The sequence below is a fragment of the Paenibacillus sp. EB106-05-06-XG162 genome, from assembly GCF_058791655.1.
The window spans coordinates 306,018-322,255 of sequence record NZ_JBYTDT010000002.1; the positions used below are offsets into that span (position 1 = coordinate 306,018).

Genomic DNA, 16,238 nt, shown 5'->3' on the forward strand with positions numbered 1-16,238 from the left:
TATTATGGCGAACAACAGAACAGCGCTTGAGACAAAACAAGCCACAGATCAATTCAGTAGTGCCGGCTTTATTCTAGCTGCGATCGGCAGCTCCGTCGGCCTTGGGAACATGTGGATGTTCCCTTATATTACGGGACAGAACGGAGGCGGAGCTTTTGTGCTCCTCTTTTTCTTATGTCTCCTCATCGTCGGGATGCCTGTCTTGTTGGCAGAGCTTGCGATTGGGCGGGGTGGGCGCGGGGATGCAGCTTCCTCATTCCGTAATCTAACCACACGCAGAATATGGCATAAGAGCGGAATTTTCCTTGTTATCGGCGCATTCTTGTTATTTACGTTCTATAGTGTCGTTGCCGGTTGGACGCTGCAGTATACGCTGCAATCGTTTGTTGGTGATCTCTATTCGAACCCGAATTACACGGAGACATTTGCGCAATATACGAGTGGATGGATGCCAATATTCTGGCAGATTATGATTTTCATCATTACAGGCTGGATTGTAGCCAAAGGGATCTCCGGCGGGATTGAGAAGTTCAATAAAATCGTACTTCCAGCACTATTGATCATCTTAGTCGTTCTTATGGTGCGCGCGTTATTTTTACCTGGTGCAGGGGAAGGGGTCTCTTTCTTCTTGAAGCCCGATTTCTCGGAATTGACGGTGGATTCCTTACTGCAAGCACTGGGTCAAGCGTTCTTCTCGCTCTCTCTTGGGGTCGGGGGGATGATGACGTACGGAGCTTATGTGGAGAAGAATCAGTCACTCAGTCAAGCAACCGTAGCGATTACAGGGGGCAGTGTGGTGTATGCGTTGATTGCCGGACTCATTATTTTTCCGACCACCTTCTCCTTTGGCATTGCGCCAAGCTCAGGGCCAGGACTTGTGTTTATCGCGCTTCCTGCTGCGTTCTCATCGATGCCTTTCGGGCACATGTTCGGGGCCTTCTTCTTCATTCTACTCGCCATTGCGGCGTTGACTTCAGCAATTTCGATGGTTGAGGTACCCGTTGCATATTGTATGAATCGTTGGCAGTGGAGCCGGAAGAAAGCAGCCACGCTTGTACTAATTGTTTGTTATGTGTTTGCGTTACCCTGTGTTCTCTCCGCAGGCGGTGTGCTTAGTTCTTATACGTTAGGCGGCAAAAATGTCTTTGACTGGATGAACTACATCACCTCGAATATTATGCTGCCGCTCGGCGGACTCATGATTACGATCTTTGTCGGTTACGTATGGACGAGGTCGGTGGAAGAGGCAGGGCTTAGCTCGGGATGGTTCAAAGCTTGGATTTTCACACTGCGGTATATTGCTCCATTATTAATTATTTTGATCTTGTTATCATCGATTGGTCTATTGAAATAAAGCGAGATCCGAGAAGCGTCTACAGCCCTTTTACGTGGTTAGAGTAGACGTTTTTTTTATGTGTATACATAGAGGATTCTAACGCATCTTGTTCAGATGAAATAAAGATTGAGTTAAATGGGGGAAAATTTTTTTATGTATTTTCTTGCAACATTTTGTGGAACCCTCCCGTTAAGGAGTATGTATGCAAGAGCACATCATAGAAACATGGCCATGAAAAGAATGAAACACCAAGCAGCAACCATAAAATTTAGATGACAATGGAGGAATTACATCATGAACAAATTTTACAAAGTACTCGCTACGGCAACAATTCTAGCAATGGCAGCAGTCCCTGTGGCAAGCGCGCATCAATCGCAGCAAGTACCTAGCATTGCGGTATGCCCTCCAGGTCCAGTTGATCAAGCGGATCTGAAGAAAGATGTATCTATCTTGAATGCGAATGCGAAGAGCAACCAGAACAAACACGACAAAGAACATAACGAGAACAAAGAAAATAAAGAAAATAAAGAAAATAAAGAAAACAAAGAAAACAAACATAATGAAGATAAAGAACATAAAGAAGACAAAGAACATAAAGAAGATAAAGAAGACAAAGAAGACAAAGAACATAAAGAGCAAAGACAAGTTCTTGGTACAGTCGGCCAAATTACGAACTATACAAATAATCAGAACGGCAAGTACATAACAGTAGTCGGGAGAGGCGTAACGTCGAAAGATCAAAGCGATATGATTCTCGCGATCACAAAAGATACAAAGATTATTAATTCCAAGGGGAAAAAGGTTAGCATAGATTCCATCATCAAGGGTGGAAAAGCGGTAAAAGTATTCTATGGTCCAGTGATGACGAAGAGCTTGCCACCAAGAGGAACAGCGATAACGGTAATCGAACAAGATCAAGCGATGAACGGTGTTATTGGTAAAGTTACGGACGCCAAGAATAGCAAAGTCGTCGTGACAGGCAAGAACATTTATAATGGCAAAGAAGAGACGATTGTGCTTCAGCTTACAGGCCACACGCCAATCGTGGATCAAAACGGCAAGAAGATTGAGCGCAAAGACATTACAAAAGGTATGAGCATTGAAGCGTTCTACGGCCCGCATACAACAAAGAGCGTTCCTGCACAAGCGAAAGCGAGCTACATTATCGTGAATAAGGAGCAACAAGTACAAGAGCTTGGAACAAGCGGCGTGATCGTGGAGAAGAATGACAGTCAAATCACGGTTGTAGGTACGCCTGCAGCGCAAGGTGGACAGAAGGAAATCAAGCTTAACGTGACTGATAACACAGTTATCGTGAATGAAAAAGGCGAGAAGCTGACGAAAGATGCACTTAAAGCGAACCAAAATGTCGATGTCTTCTACGGACCAGCGATGACATTCAGCTTGCCGCCAATGGGCAATGCAACGAAAATCGTTGTTAAAGGACAAGAATCGGTTAAAGCCGAGGGAACAATCGAGAAATCGGATTTTGCCAAAGGTTCGCAAATCTATCTGAATGTAAACTCGGATGACAACAAGGTGAATGATATTGTTCTAAATATCAACAAAGATACGAAAATTGTGAATCTTCATGGTAACCAAGTGGAATTGAAGCCAGGCATGAAAATTGTTGCTTTCCATTCTCAAATCATGACGATGTCGATTCCTGGAATCACAGATGCTAATATGATCGTTATTACTGAGGAACAACAAGAACAATTGCCAGGTACTGACGGCATCGTGACAGGTGTGAACGGGGACCGCGTGACGGTTGTCGGCAATCCGCTTGAGCAAGGTGGACAACAACAAATTATTCTTACTGTCGATAAAGATACAGTGATCGTGAATGAAAAAGGCCAAGTGCTCAGCAAGGATGCGATCAAACCGAATGTAAGTGTCGAAGCAACGTATGGCCCAATGATGACGGCGAGCTTCCCAGCGATGTCTCATGCGAGCAAAATTGTTGTTAAAGGTCAAGAGACTGTAAAAATCGAAGGTACAATCATGAAAGATCGTACGAACGATAAGCAGCTGTATGTGAATGTGAAATCCGATAATGAAACGTCGAATGACGTGATTCTGAACGTTACGAAAGATACAAAAATCGTGAACATCCATGGCGGCGAAGCAAAATTGACACCAGGAACGAAGATCGTTGCGTACCACTCGCCAATCATGACGATGTCGCTGCCAGGCATCACGAATGCGGAGTTGATCATCGTAACTGAAGCACAGCAAGAGCAATTGCCAGGTACAGACGGCATCGTGACAGATGTGAACGGAGATCGCGTGACGGTTGTCGGCAATCCACTGGAGCAAGGTGGACAACAACAAATTATTCTTACTGTCGATAAAGATACAGTGATCGTGAACGAAAAAGGCCAAGTGCTTAGCAAGGATGCGATCAAACCGAATGTTAGTGTAGAAGCAACGTATGGCCCAATCATGACGATGAGCTTCCCAGCGATGTCGCATGCGAATAAAATTGTTGTTAAAGGTCATGAGACTGTGAAAATCGAAGGTACAATCATGAAAGATCGTACGAACGATAAGCAGCTGTATGTGAATGTAAAATCCGATAATGAATCGTCGAATGACGTGATTCTGAATATCACGAAAGATACGAAAATCGTGAACATCCATGGCGGCGAAGCGAAATTAACGCCAGGAACGAAAATTGTAGCTTACCATTCGCCGATCATGACGAAATCTCTTCCAGGCATCACAAATGCAGAATTGATCATCGTTGTCTCTGAATAATCACTATCGTACAACAGAGCAGCCGCTCCCAGAAATGGGGCGGCTGTTTTTTTGATGAGAAAATTGCTGAAGTGAGGGATTTCTTATAGGCGCTAATTCCACCAAGATATGTCAGGGAATGTTTAGTGATTATGTTATAATGATGAAAATGCATGGTTTATGAGGACGGGGAATATCATTTGATTTTTGTGCTGATTGTATTGTGGATTGCGTCTCTATTATTACTACTATCCGGCTGGCGCAATCGCTCGGCCCGTTGGCTGAGCAGCGTCGCATTCTGCGGAGGTTCGGGTGCCCTGGCATCCGTACTGCAAGAAGTGATACGGCCTGTCGTATCGGTTCTTGGGGGAACGGCAACAACGGATGAAGGTCTCTATATCGCTATGACGGTCTTCTCGTTAATTAGCTATTATGGATTGCCCTACTGTTATGTAAGATTCGCGGGAACATACCATGGATTACCGCAACTGCAGCCGAAATGGCGCTCGCTCCATTGGCTCTTGCAATTACCTGTCGTAGGTATGTTCCTCATTCATCACTATTATCCACCAGATTATAACGTGCTTGTCTACTGGGCGGTACCTTATATTGTCATCGGGACAGTGCTTATTGTGCGTAAGCGCGGTGTCCAGCCGTGGGAGCAGCGTTCCCATCAGGTGACGATGATAGCGGTCGTTCCTGCTGTCTTATTCGCGATGGTGATGAATTATGTGATGCCGGCGCTTGGCATCTACGAGATGTGGCGGTATAACGTCTGGACGATCACACTTGCTTTTCTGATCTTCGTGACCGCATTGTTCAAATCGGGCTTCCTTGGGGTCCAGCTCTATATTGAACGTCGCCAAATGGACCGGACGCTCCGAGCGATTACTTCCGGGACAGCGATTCTAAATCATGCGATTAAGAATGATATTGGCAAAATCCAGCTCTACTGCGACAAGCTTATCTCTACGCCAAATAAAGATTCTCATGATGAGCTGAGGCAAGATGTGAAGGTGATAGCGCGTGCTGCGACACATATTCAGGAAATGGTGAGCCGTGTGCAGCATAATACACAGGATTTGGTCCTCAGACCGGAACCGGTACAACTTGAGACATTAATCTCGGAGACGATCGAGATGCTTCGTCCGAAGCTTACGCAATCGGGTATCGAGGTCAGCACGTCATGGGGCGATGATCAAGCGTCGATGGAACTTGTCATTGATCGCGCTCAAGTTCATGAGACACTACATAATATTATGATGAATGCCATTGAAGCGATGCCGCAAGGGGGCAAGCTGAGAATTCTACGGAATGAGACCAAGCGGTTGTGGATCGTAAGCATTGAAGATACAGGGGACGGCATTCCGAAGGAACATCTGGGCAAGGTGATGAACCCATTCTTCACGACGAAGGCAAGCAGCTCGAACAACTTTGGGCTGGGACTGGCTTACTGTTATCAAGTGATGAAGAAGCATGGCGGGACGATGCGAATCGAGAGCCGTCCATCGGGCGGAACAACGGTCTATTTACATTTTGCCAAAAATAAACGAGCAAGTCGGGAGGCTGGAGCATGACAATGATTCGCGTGTTCCTTGTGGAGGATGACGAGGATTGGAGAAGAGGGTTGTCCGCTTATGTCACGAAAGAGGCGGATATGGAGGTCATTGGTACGGCTGCACACGCGGCTGATGCACGTACGCTTGCTCCAGCCCTGAACCCGGATGTCATCCTCATGGATATCATGCTTGTCGATTCGATGGAGGGGATTGCATTAACTGCCGAAATTAGTGCGTTGTGTGAGGCGAAAATTATTATGCTCTCGTCGTTGACGGAGAAGCAGGTGATCTTCGATGCGTTCAAAGCGGGGGCGGTTAATTATCTGGTGAAGTCCGACTTTGGGGCGATTCCTGGGGCGATACGTGAGGCTTATCGTGAGAGTTCGCCGATTGATGCGCAGGTTGCCGAGCAAATCCGAGAGGAGTTCCGCCGCTTGAAGCAGATGGAACAAGAGTATGAGGCGAAGAAGCTGAAGGATCTGATCACGCCGGCCGAAATTCAAGTCTTGTCGATGATCGACCAAGGTTATACGCAGACACAAATCGCCGATAAATTCGTGATTTCCATTCGTACCGTGAAAAATCACGTAAGCCATATTCTGAAGAAGCTGCCAGGCAAGAGCAGTAAAGAAGCGGCTAAGAAGGCGAAGGACATGGGCTTGTTCTAGGGAAAAGGAGTACCTGCTTGATGTAAGAGCAGGTACTCTTTTTCATGACGAGAAAATTGTCCAAATGAATATCACGAAGGAGGAGGGTATGTCTTGGAAGAGCCTGCGTTCGATCTTTGGGAGCCCTTTGCCACCGACTATTCCAATCATCGCAAAGGGCGGACAAGAATCGACTGGAAAGAGATACCCTCTCCGATGCTTCCTATTCATTGGGCAACGGCATTCGAGTCATGCCCGTACCTGCCCTTAAATCAGGGCAGGTACGGGATAGGGATTAGCGGGATTTACGGTTGCTGCGAGTACGGTTTGCGCTACTTTTGCGAATGCCTTTTGTACGAGCACGCATGCCACAGTGTACGTCTGATTCAGTGACGTGGCAGAAATGTTGTGGGACAGGGATCGTGTGATGTTGGTTAACGACATTGACTGGATGAACGATCGGTTGTGTTGCTGTGTGGTACTTGTTGTTAACAACCGTTTGCGTTGGAGCTACAATCGCTGGCAATGTGGATGGTTGCATAGGCATAGGCATAGGCATAGGCATCATTCCGTAAGGGCTAACATTCGATGGACCCATGTTGGATGGTCCCATGTTGGATGGACCCATGTTCGACGGGCCTACGTTCGCAGGACTAACATTAGAAGGATATCCCATTGGTTTCATGTTGCTTCCACAATTACGTTTCATTTTTAAATTCATCTCCTTTAGCCGAATTAATATACAATACGTAATACGCCTCCGCCCTGCTTGTTCATTTGCCCCTGGTATAACAGTTTATTTTTTGTGGTGAAGGTACTATAAGAAGATGGTACTATTCGTTATCGGATTCCAAGCTACAATGGAATTATGACCAGGTCATAAAGTTCCAAGTGAGGAGAGGGTAACGGATGATTCATCGAATAGAGCGGAACTGGCCGACATTGCTCGGCGCAATATTCATATTCATTGCATTAATCACATTGCTCAAATATTCCATTGATCTCGACTTCATTCATGATTCGACGAAGATTGGCGTAGGTATTCTGGCGGGGTGTGGACTGGTCGTGGCAGGTCTTCGTGGGGCCTTGCGTTCTAACACGGTCATCAGTGAGGTGTTTACGGGACTCGGTGTCGCACTGCTCTATATGACCTGCTCCTTCGCGGGTGTCTACTATAGTCTGTGGGACTCGATGGTTGTCTTGTTATCCATGCTCGCAATCACCGTTGGTACATGTACCTACGCAGTTCGGTTCAACTCTCGACTCTTGATGTCCATTGGGCTGGTCGGAGCGATTTTGTCACCTATTGTCATGCAGCCGGTGACGGATCAAGTATTCTCGTTATTCCTCTATCTGCTCGTTATTAACTCGGCATTCTGGTATATCAGCGTCATGAAGAAGTGGTTCGAGCTTCGGTTAGTTAGCTTTATTGGCACTTGGTTGCTCTATGCGGTGTATTTTATCTTGTTCCGTCCGCATGTTGATATGTTCTGGAGCAAACCGTTCTTATATGCTCTTGCAGCGTACAGCTTCTATATCATTGCGATGTTCTACGCTTCTTATAAAGCGCAGATGAAATTCGACGGATTGCATGTGTATTTGGGTATTGCGAACGCAGTCATCTTTGGTATGTGGTCGCTAGGGCTTCTAACTCAATTCGTATCTTTTGCAGTACCGTTGTTCTTCATGGGCGTTCTATACATCATTGCCGCTATCATTGTACAACGTCTTGTAAAAACATGGAGTATGCCGGTCATGACGAAGCTTTTTGGCGGATTGCTGCTTGTCATTATTGCAACATCGCAATTCGGCAAAGGATGGGAATATAAACCGCTGATTAGCGTCTATCTTTGGGTCTTCATTGCCGCAACTGTACTGGTTACTGCGAAATGGTGTGCGATAGAGGGGCTTAAATACGCGAGCGTGACGATCTGGGCTTCCATTGGTCTCTATTGGTACGTTGTCACGTGGAGTACGCCGCGCGGGGAGTGGTTCGGTGTATTCATCCCTTTTCTGAACTGGGGAGCAGTTGCATGGATGCTGCTTGCTTTATTCGGCTTCTATATGTCGCTTCATTTGGATGTGAAGGGGTTAAGTTCGTGGGGACAAAAAATGATGTCGACGGTATTGTCCCTTATGAGCCATTTTATTGTAGGGGGCTTGCTAACGGTTCAAGTTCAGACGTTATTCGAAGTGTATGAATTTCGGGGTGTGGGATTAACATTATCGATCTCATGGGCGCTCTACTCCTTACTCTTGTTCCTCTGGGGAGCGTACAGCAATCAATGGTTCTTCCGGATTTTCGGTACGGCTGTGCTCTTGCTTGTCGCTGCAAAAACGATGATTATCGACCTTGCTGAACAAGCGACGATTTACAAAGTGGTCGTGTTCCTTGTGCTTGGGGGAATCTGTTTCTTGATCTCCTACATTAATTCCAAGTGGAACCCTCCGCAAGTGCCAACAACGCCTGCTCAGCCACAACCAGAAGAATTGAATTGGGAAGATGATCTATAAATTCATACGCCAAAAAACAAAGTGCCAAGGTCACTTAAGACGCGGGCACTTTGTTTTTTGAATGCAGGACTAGCTGAACAGGGTTAATCCGTTTTAATCTTCTTGCCTGTGTTGAAAGGTGTGACCGACTTGGCTCCTTCAATCGTATCATTGACGAAGGCCATGTCTTGATTTTTGGCTTTCATGTTCGTGGTACCGGTATAATTGCCCTTGTGTGTTTTATTTTCCATTGTGCGCTTCACCCCGGTTATGAGATAGTTAAGACGATACAGTTAAAGTCTAGCCAATGACTAGGCTTTTTATGTGTTTGTGGTTATAATGATAAAGATATTTTAGACGAATATGTTATAATGATTAGATGAACCTTGAAGGAGTTGCGAATAGATATGGCATTGAAAGCGGGAATCGTTGGTTTGCCGAACGTAGGTAAATCGACTTTGTTTAATGCAATTACACAAGCAGGTGCGGAATCAGCGAACTATCCATTCTGTACGATTGATCCGAACGTGGGTGTCGTTGAAGTACCGGATGAGCGCCTAGATAAATTGACAGAGTTGGTTACACCGAATAAGACGGTACCTACAGCATTCGAATTTATCGATATCGCTGGTATCGTGCGCGGTGCGAGCAAAGGGGAAGGACTTGGGAATAAGTTCCTTGCACATATCCGTGAAGTCGATGCGATCGTACATGTGGTGCGCTGCTTCGTAGATGAGAACATCACGCATGTCGACGGTAAAGTCGATCCAATCAGCGACATTCAGACGATCAACTTGGAGCTCGTGCTTGCGGATCTTGAGAGCGTTGAGAAGCGTATCGAGCGTTCCAAGAAGAATATGAAGGGCGGTAACAAGCAGTACGCAGCCGAAGTGGAAGTGCTGGAGAAGGTAAAAGAAGCACTCTATGCAGACATGCCTGCCCGCAGCGTGGAATTAACGGATGATGAGAAATTGGTGATTCGTGACCTTCACTTGCTTACGATGAAGCCTGTTCTATATGCGGCAAATGTGAGTGAAGATGGCGTCACAAGTGCTGACGACAATGAATATGTTATCAAAGTAAAGGAATTCGCAGCGGCCGAGAATGCAGAAGTCGTACCGATCAGCGCCAAAGTAGAGGCGGAGATTGCAGAACTTGAAGGCGAAGACAAAGCGATGTTCCTCGAAGAATTAGGTCTTGAGGAATCTGGTTTGAACCGTCTGATCAAAGCGGCTTACCGTCTACTCGGGTTGTATACGTATTTTACAGCGGGAGTACAGGAAGTTCGTGCTTGGACGATTCGTAAAGGGATGAAAGCACCACAAGCGGCAGGTGTCATTCATAGTGACTTCGAACGCGGCTTCATCCGTGCAGAGGTTGTTTCCTATGATGATCTCGTCGCAGCAGGCTCGATGAACGTTGCGAAAGAACGCGGACAGCTTCGTCTCGAAGGTAAAGAGTATGTTGTTAAAGACGGCGATGTTATGCATTTCCGGTTCAACGTATAGAACTTGTATACCTTTTCTAAGGCTGGGGGCAGATGCCCTCAGCCTCCTCACTATTTGGGGACGCCTCAAGGGACGAAGTAGCTGCGTAAGATCAGGTAGTCGATGGAGAGGGATTGGAATTTCTGACCTTCGGGGCTATTCGGATCATAGGGATTGGACTGCGGTAATATCCCCAACCAGACGTAGGATTCGTTACTTTTCAGCACCGTCCCTGGGATCGGCCCATCTTCGGCACGCAGCTTCTGATAAGCTTTGCGAGAAAGGCGTGTGATGGTTAATAAAGGCGCTTCTTTTTGGGTGAACTTACCGCCCGGTGAGAAGACGAATACCGTCTCCCATTCCGCTGTTGGAATTGCTTTTCCTCTACGCTCGATCGCAATGAAATTATTTTTCCATTTGGTAGGTAAATTAAATTTGAACTGACATTGTTCACTATGAAATACATTACCTGTATACTTAATCGGCTTCGGGGGTTGGTCGTACATGAGGTGTTCCTGCTCACTCGGTTTTTCCGGTTCTTTGGTCTCTTCCTTATTTGGTTCAGGTTGACAGCTAGTCAGGAGAATCAAGATGATTAGGGCGAGCGCAATACGGAAAGGACCGTTCTTCGATGGTTTCATTGAACGTAAGTCCTCCTTTTATTCTGGTGACTATCATAACACGTAGTATGGCAATTTTCCGCTTGAATTTATGCTGGATTGGATAATTGACGAATTTTGCAAGAGATGACTAGGTTTTTCGATGGTTTCTGGTTATAATGGTTAAGGACTTTGGGTCCGGTACGTAAAATGTGAGAGAGTCAGGTGATTCCGGTGTAGCTAGACAATATGCTGGAGACCGTTCAAATAGATAGCATATGTAGAAAATAATCAATAATTGAGGTGATTCCATCATGATCGATAAATTGCAATCGTTAGCAGATCGTTATGATAAATTGAGTGAGTTATTGTGTGATCCAGATGTGACGAACGATTCGAAGAAGCTGCGTGAATATTCGAAAGAGCAGTCCGATCTGCAAGAGACGTATGAAGCGTACACAGAATATAAGACCGTCATGGAAGAGCTCGACGCGGCGAAAATGATGCAAGCTGAGAAGCTCGACGATGAGATGAAAGAAATGGTTAAAATGGAGATTGATGAGCTTAGTTCTCGTCAGAAGGAGCTGGAGGAGCGTATTCACATTCTCTTGCTGCCAAAAGATCCGAATGATGATAAGAACGTTATCGTCGAGATCCGCGGTGCGGCAGGCGGCGATGAAGCAGCGTTATTCGCTGCGGATTTATATCGGATGTACACGCGTTATGCAGATGCACAAGGCTGGCGTGTTGAATTGATGGATGTGAACATGAACGACCTTGGCGGCTACAAAGAGGTTATCTTTATGATCAATGGTAAAGGTGCTTACAGCCGTCTGAAATACGAGAGTGGCGCACACCGCGTACAGCGTATTCCGGCAACGGAATCGGGCGGACGTATTCATACATCGACTTCAACGGTCGCTGTGCTACCGGAAGTTGAAGATCTCGATATTGAAATTCACGATAAAGATATTCGCGTAGATACGTTCTGTTCGAGTGGTGCGGGAGGTCAGTCCGTTAATACGACGAAATCGGCCGTTCGTGTAACGCATATTCCAACAGGGATCGTGGCAACATGTCAGGATGGGAAATCGCAGAACTCCAATAAGGATAAAGCATTGCAAGTATTGCGCGCTCGGATCTTCGACGTGATGCGTCAAGAAGAAGAGGCAAAATATGCAGGCGAGCGGAAGAGCAAAGTCGGAACGGGCGACCGTAGTGAGCGTATCCGTACGTACAATTATCCGCAGAGCCGTGTGACGGATCACCGTATTGGCCTAACATTGCACAAGCTGGATGCGATCATGAACGGTGATATGAATGAGATTATTTCATCGTTGACGCTTGCCGAGCAGGCTGAAATGATGGAGAAAGTCAACGCGTAACAGCCCCGTTCGAGAGTAAGATCTTTCGTAGAGAAAAGAGCGTGGATATAGATGAATGGTACAATTCGCGAAGCCTTGTTAGAGGCTTCTTCTTTTTTAGCACAGCATCAAGTGATGGAACCGTCGCATAATGCGGAGCTCTTGCTCTGCCACGTGCTTGGCTTAGGCCGTGCAGAGTTCTTCATGCGAATGACGGAGCCGTTCCCGGTGGAACATACGGCGGCATGGCAAATGGTGCTGGCGCGCAAAGCGGCCGGTGAGCCTGCACAATATATCATAGGGGAGCAGGAGTTCTATGGGCTTCCTTTTGAGGTAACCCCCGATGTATTGATTCCGCGGCCGGAGACGGAACTGCTCGTCGAGGCAATCGTGAAGGAGGTGCGCCGTCTCTGGCCTGACGGCGCACCGACGGTCTGCGACATCGGCACCGGGAGCGGAGCGATCGCGGTGACGCTGGCGGTACAGTGTCCGATGTGGCAGGTTAACGCATCGGACATCTCGGGCGCTGCGCTGGCTGTAGCGCAGCGCAATGCAGCGCGCCACGGCGCAGCGGCGCGCATCGCATGGCACAGCGGCGACCTGCTGGCGCCGCTGGCGGGCATGAGATTGGACATCCTGGTGTCCAATCCGCCTTACATCCCCGCGGAGACGATCGCGGGGTTGCAACCCGAGGTGCGCGACTTCGAGCCGCGCACCGCATTGGACGGCGGTACGGACGGACTCGATCCGTACCGCCGTATGCTCGCGCAGCTGCCGCTGCTGGCAGCAGTGCCGCGCGTCGTAGGCTTCGAGCTTGGGCAAGGCCAAGCTCGTGAGGTCGCCGCCTGGATGGAGGCGGCGGGGCACTGGGACACGGTGTACATCGTGTCTGATTACGCGGGCATTGAGCGGCATGTGATCGCGGTGCGTGAGCAGGCATAAGCGTGTTATGAACGGTATATAAGAAAAAGGGGCTGTCCCACATTGTTCGTATGGCGTGGGAATGCCCCGAATTCAAGCGAAAGGACCTCAAACTCCACTGTGATGTGGGGCAAGAGGTCTTTCTTTTTAATAAACAATATTCAGCACTATGTGGGGGGCGTATCGTCTTGTCTAGCTTCACACGATGTCCGTCACGCAAGCTCTATACTGGATTGTTGCACTAATTTCCGTACAATTTTCCTCAATACGGTGCCTATGTTGGAAAATTGCACTGTAGCTGTTGAATTTCAAGGTATATCGTAGGAATTAGCCTACGTATCCTGCAAATATCCAAAATAGGTGCGTAATAGGCACTTATCTGGTGCTCTATCCTGCATATATCCAACATAGGCCACGCCGCTCAGGACGCTGCATCCCCATGGCCTTCAGATGAAGATCTTCAAGAGCACAGGGTAGAGCAGTTCACCGCCTCAGTCCTTCCACACCACTTCTTCGCCATACTCCTTGCCCCACTTGTACATCATCTGTAGAATCGGCATCAAGCTCTCACCGTAGGCTGTGAGCGAATATTCCACACGCGGCGGAACCTCGGCGTACACTTTGCGTGTGACGAGTTGATCTTCCTCCAGTTCACGAAGCTGATTGGTCAGCATTTTTTGCGTAATCGAGGGGATGCGTTTCTTGAGCTCGCTGAAGCGCAAAGTGCCATCTAGTCCCATATGCCAGAGGATGATGAGCTTCCATTTGCCGCCGATGACTGCTAAGGTAAGCTCCTTCTCACAGTTAATTTCCTTGAGATTGATTCGTTCTTTAAGTTCCGTTGCCAAGGCGGTTCCCTCCTCCATTAGTATCCTTCAAGTAACTACACCACTTCAAAGTGCGTACTTCCTTTTTGATCGGTCTGACTCTAGAATATACCTAGTTTCCCAAAGAAACAATCATGGATATTATGGAGGTATATAACATTATGGAATTACAATTAGCGCTAGATCTCGTGAACATTCCTGAAGCAATCGAAGTGGTACGTGAGGTTGAAGCATTTATCGATATCGTAGAAATTGGTACACCCGTCGTCATTAACGAAGGTCTTCACGCGGTAAAAGCGATGAAAGAACAGTTCCCGAACCTGAAAGTATTGGCTGACCTCAAGGTCATGGATGCAGGAGGCTACGAAGTGATGAAGGCATCTGAAGCGGGTGCGGACATTATTACGGTACTTGGCGTATCTGATGACTCGACAATTAAAGGCGCTGTGGCTGAAGCGAAGAAACAGAACCGTAAAGTGATGGTCGACATGATCAATGTCAAAGACATGGAGACACGTGCACAAGAGATCGACGCGATGGGCGTAGACTACATCTGCGTGCACTCCGGTTACGACCACCAGGCGGAAGGCAAAAACTCATTCGAGGAATTGAATGCCATCAAACGCGTTGTCAAACAAGCTAAAACGGCTATCGCAGGCGGCATCAAGCTCGATACCTTGCCAGAAGTGATTCAAGCAAACCCGGACCTCGTTATCGTTGGCGGCGGGATCACAAGCCATGCGGATAAGAAATCAGTGGCTGCCGAAATGCGTCAATTGATTCAGCAAGGGTAACGCCGATGTCGATGCAGACAACGATGCAGAGCTATGCAATAGGGATTCTAGAAGAGCTCTCGCGCACCGTTCAAGCGGTGGATGAAGCATCCGTGAACGCCTTGATCGCTCAGATTGTTCGTGCGGATCGGATCTTGGTTGCGGGGGCAGGTCGGTCGGGATTGATGATGCGTGCCTTCGCGATGCGGCTCATGCATCTCGGATTCAACACTTATGTTGTCGGGGAGACGGTGACACCGGGCCTCGGGGAGAATGGGCTGCTTATTATTGGTTCAGGTTCGGGGGAGACGAAGAGTCTCGTTGCGATGGCGGAGAAGGCGAGAGCTATTGGCGCATCTGTTGCGGCCATCACGATTCACCCGGGATCAACCATTGGCGAGCTTGCACATACCATCGTTCAAATACCGGCTGCTTCTAAGGAGAATACCTCTCTGGCGCGTGCGACCATTCAGCCGATGGGGGCTTTGTTCGAACAGTCGCTGCTGATTATATTTGATGCGATCATCCTGCAGCTGATGGGCATCGGAGAAGTTGATAATACGGCGATGCTCGGGCGACATGCCAATTTGGAATAGGGAAAAGGGACGCGGTTTTGCGTCCCTTTTTTGCATGGATACATTTTTTTCATAGAATGCTAGGTTGATAGGTTTATCCCCCTCTGTTCTGGACATACTGAGAAATACCAAAGGATAGAGCGGGGAGGCTTCATCACATGGCAAATCTTATTCAGATTCTTAAGAAAAAAAGCACTTATTCGATCATGATTATTCTTATTCTATTAGGTTGGTTCTTAAATCTGGTAGGTTCGGCAGCTGTCGTATCGGCGGCTTCAACAGAGGTAGGGGCAACGCAAGAAATTCCGAAAGAATCCATCCGGCTGCGCATTCTTGCGAATTCGGATTCGGCGTTCGATCAAAAGGTTAAGCGCGAGATTCGCGATAAAGTCGTAGATCAAGTGAACACTTGGGTGGCAACATTAGAGGATCCACAGAGTTTGAAGCAAGCACGTGCGAAGATCAAGGAGCACCTGTCCGATATTGAGAAATTGGTGGGCAAGGAGTTAACGGCTCGCGAGCAGGATTACGGGTATAAGGTTGAACTCGGCGTGGTGCCTTTTCCGACGAAGATGTACGGGGATCAAGTCTATCCTGCTGGGGATTATGAGGCTCTACGCATTACACTGGGTAAAGGGGAAGGTCAGAACTGGTGGTGCGTGTTGTTCCCTCCACTTTGCTTCATCGATGCAGGGACAGGAGAGGCTGTTGCCCAAGCTGCGGATACGGAAGGTGCGCCGCTCGTGGCTGACGGAGGTTCGACATCGGCTGCTTCAGCGGATGGTGGCGGAGAGGCGGAAGTCCGCTTCTTCCTATGGGATTGGATTGTCAAAATATTCGACTTTATCGCGGGGTTGTTCAGCTAGAACGGATGATTGTCAAATTGTGATATAATAAAGGTTAACTTATTAGTAAGGA

Annotated in this window: 15 protein-coding genes; 11 read left to right on the top strand and 4 right to left on the bottom strand. The window is 47.6% G+C overall.

Going from position 1 to position 16,238, the window contains the following annotated elements; genetic code table 11:
* Positions 1-4: 4 nt before the first annotated feature.
* The 4 genes from AC3WU2_RS07210 to AC3WU2_RS07225 all read left to right on the top strand — a co-directional run bounded on the left by AC3WU2_RS07210 (position 5) and on the right by AC3WU2_RS07225 (position 6,302).
* On the top strand, positions 5-1,354 hold the full coding sequence (locus tag AC3WU2_RS07210) for a sodium-dependent transporter (protein WP_379344425.1): 1,350 nt from the start codon (positions 5-7) through the stop codon (positions 1,352-1,354).
* A gap of 276 nt (positions 1,355-1,630) precedes the next feature.
* Entirely contained in the window at positions 1,631-4,096 is a 2,466-nt protein-coding gene (locus AC3WU2_RS07215) for a hypothetical protein (protein ID WP_492452725.1), read from the top strand.
* A 152-nt stretch (positions 4,097-4,248) separates the two neighbouring features.
* Entirely contained in the window at positions 4,249-5,652 is a 1,404-nt protein-coding gene (locus AC3WU2_RS07220) for a sensor histidine kinase (RefSeq protein ID WP_492452727.1), read from the top strand.
* Positions 5,649-6,302, top strand: a complete 654-nt coding sequence (locus AC3WU2_RS07225) for a response regulator transcription factor (protein WP_492452729.1) — start codon at positions 5,649-5,651, stop codon at positions 6,300-6,302. Before AC3WU2_RS07220 ends, AC3WU2_RS07225 begins: the two co-directional genes overlap by 4 nt.
* Positions 6,303-6,576: 274 nt before the next feature.
* Here the strand turns inward: AC3WU2_RS07225 and AC3WU2_RS07230 are convergent, their stop codons facing one another.
* Positions 6,577-6,990: a hypothetical protein gene (locus AC3WU2_RS07230; RefSeq protein ID WP_492452731.1), complete on the bottom strand. Its 414-nt coding sequence runs from the start codon at positions 6,988-6,990 to the stop codon at positions 6,577-6,579.
* A gap of 200 nt (positions 6,991-7,190) precedes the next feature.
* Between AC3WU2_RS07230 and AC3WU2_RS07235 the strand changes: the two genes are divergently transcribed.
* Positions 7,191-8,795, top strand: a complete 1,605-nt coding sequence (locus tag AC3WU2_RS07235) for a DUF2339 domain-containing protein (protein WP_492452733.1) — start codon at positions 7,191-7,193, stop codon at positions 8,793-8,795.
* Between the two features lie 83 nt (positions 8,796-8,878).
* Here AC3WU2_RS07235 and AC3WU2_RS07240 read toward each other — a convergent pair whose 3' ends face one another.
* A complete protein-coding gene (locus AC3WU2_RS07240; protein WP_492452735.1) occupies positions 8,879-9,025 on the bottom strand; it encodes a hypothetical protein in 147 nt (48 codons plus the stop codon).
* 156 nt (positions 9,026-9,181) lie between these two features.
* Here AC3WU2_RS07240 and ychF point away from each other — a divergent pair, with 156 nt between their 5' ends.
* Entirely contained in the window at positions 9,182-10,282 is a 1,101-nt protein-coding gene (ychF, locus tag AC3WU2_RS07245; RefSeq protein WP_018754672.1) for a redox-regulated ATPase YchF, read from the top strand.
* Positions 10,283-10,347: 65 nt separating this feature from the next.
* On the opposite strand, the gene AC3WU2_RS07250 is transcribed toward ychF, so the two are convergent.
* Positions 10,348-10,902 (bottom strand): hypothetical protein, encoded by a 555-nt coding sequence (locus AC3WU2_RS07250; protein ID WP_492452737.1) that lies wholly within the window; start codon positions 10,900-10,902, stop codon positions 10,348-10,350.
* Positions 10,903-11,174: 272 nt separating this feature from the next.
* Here AC3WU2_RS07250 and prfA point away from each other — a divergent pair, with 272 nt between their 5' ends.
* The gene (gene prfA, locus AC3WU2_RS07255) at positions 11,175-12,245 is read left to right on the top strand and encodes a peptide chain release factor 1 (protein ID WP_492452739.1); all 1,071 of its coding nucleotides are present in this window, start codon (positions 11,175-11,177) and stop codon (positions 12,243-12,245) included.
* Positions 12,246-12,296: 51 nt separating this feature from the next.
* A complete protein-coding gene (prmC, locus tag AC3WU2_RS07260) occupies positions 12,297-13,166 on the top strand; it encodes a peptide chain release factor N(5)-glutamine methyltransferase (RefSeq protein WP_492452741.1) in 870 nt (289 codons plus the stop codon).
* A 470-nt stretch (positions 13,167-13,636) separates the two neighbouring features.
* On the opposite strand, the gene AC3WU2_RS07265 is transcribed toward prmC, so the two are convergent.
* Positions 13,637-13,993, bottom strand: a complete 357-nt coding sequence (locus tag AC3WU2_RS07265; protein WP_018754676.1) for a winged helix-turn-helix transcriptional regulator — start codon at positions 13,991-13,993, stop codon at positions 13,637-13,639.
* Between the two features lie 140 nt (positions 13,994-14,133).
* On the opposite strand from AC3WU2_RS07265, the gene hxlA reads away from it, so the two are divergent.
* The 3 genes from hxlA to spoIIR all read left to right on the top strand — a co-directional run bounded on the left by hxlA (position 14,134) and on the right by spoIIR (position 16,186).
* A complete protein-coding gene (hxlA, locus tag AC3WU2_RS07270) occupies positions 14,134-14,766 on the top strand; it encodes a 3-hexulose-6-phosphate synthase (protein ID WP_018754677.1) in 633 nt (210 codons plus the stop codon).
* 5 nt (positions 14,767-14,771) lie between these two features.
* Entirely contained in the window at positions 14,772-15,341 is a 570-nt protein-coding gene (gene hxlB, locus AC3WU2_RS07275; protein ID WP_492452744.1) for a 6-phospho-3-hexuloisomerase, read from the top strand.
* A 137-nt stretch (positions 15,342-15,478) separates the two neighbouring features.
* Positions 15,479-16,186 (top strand): stage II sporulation protein R, encoded by a 708-nt coding sequence (gene spoIIR, locus AC3WU2_RS07280; protein WP_492452746.1) that lies wholly within the window; start codon positions 15,479-15,481, stop codon positions 16,184-16,186.
* Positions 16,187-16,238 lie beyond the last annotated feature (52 nt).

What these genes read in the sequence shown, in the direction of transcription:
- hxlB (WP_492452744.1), top strand. Translation starts at nt 14,772, where the DNA reads ATGTCGATGCAGACAACGATGCAGAGCTATGCAATAGGGATTCTAGAA.
- prfA (WP_492452739.1), top strand. Translation starts at nt 11,175, where the DNA reads ATGATCGATAAATTGCAATCGTTAGCAGATCGTTATGATAAATTGAGT.
- AC3WU2_RS07235 (WP_492452733.1), top strand. Translation starts at nt 7,191, where the DNA reads ATGATTCATCGAATAGAGCGGAACTGGCCGACATTGCTCGGCGCAATA.
- AC3WU2_RS07240 (WP_492452735.1), bottom strand. Translation starts at nt 9,025, where the DNA reads ATGGAAAATAAAACACACAAGGGCAATTATACCGGTACCACGAACATG.
- AC3WU2_RS07230 (WP_492452731.1), bottom strand. Translation starts at nt 6,990, where the DNA reads ATGAAACGTAATTGTGGAAGCAACATGAAACCAATGGGATATCCTTCT.
- AC3WU2_RS07215 (WP_492452725.1), top strand. Translation starts at nt 1,631, where the DNA reads ATGAACAAATTTTACAAAGTACTCGCTACGGCAACAATTCTAGCAATG.
- spoIIR (WP_492452746.1), top strand. Translation starts at nt 15,479, where the DNA reads ATGGCAAATCTTATTCAGATTCTTAAGAAAAAAAGCACTTATTCGATC.
- hxlA (WP_018754677.1), top strand. Translation starts at nt 14,134, where the DNA reads ATGGAATTACAATTAGCGCTAGATCTCGTGAACATTCCTGAAGCAATC.
- AC3WU2_RS07225 (WP_492452729.1), top strand. Translation starts at nt 5,649, where the DNA reads ATGACAATGATTCGCGTGTTCCTTGTGGAGGATGACGAGGATTGGAGA.
- prmC (WP_492452741.1), top strand. Translation starts at nt 12,297, where the DNA reads ATGAATGGTACAATTCGCGAAGCCTTGTTAGAGGCTTCTTCTTTTTTA.
- ychF (WP_018754672.1), top strand. Translation starts at nt 9,182, where the DNA reads ATGGCATTGAAAGCGGGAATCGTTGGTTTGCCGAACGTAGGTAAATCG.
- AC3WU2_RS07250 (WP_492452737.1), bottom strand. Translation starts at nt 10,902, where the DNA reads ATGAAACCATCGAAGAACGGTCCTTTCCGTATTGCGCTCGCCCTAATC.
- AC3WU2_RS07210 (WP_379344425.1), top strand. Translation starts at nt 5, where the DNA reads ATGGCGAACAACAGAACAGCGCTTGAGACAAAACAAGCCACAGATCAA.
- AC3WU2_RS07220 (WP_492452727.1), top strand. Translation starts at nt 4,249, where the DNA reads ATGGTTTATGAGGACGGGGAATATCATTTGATTTTTGTGCTGATTGTA.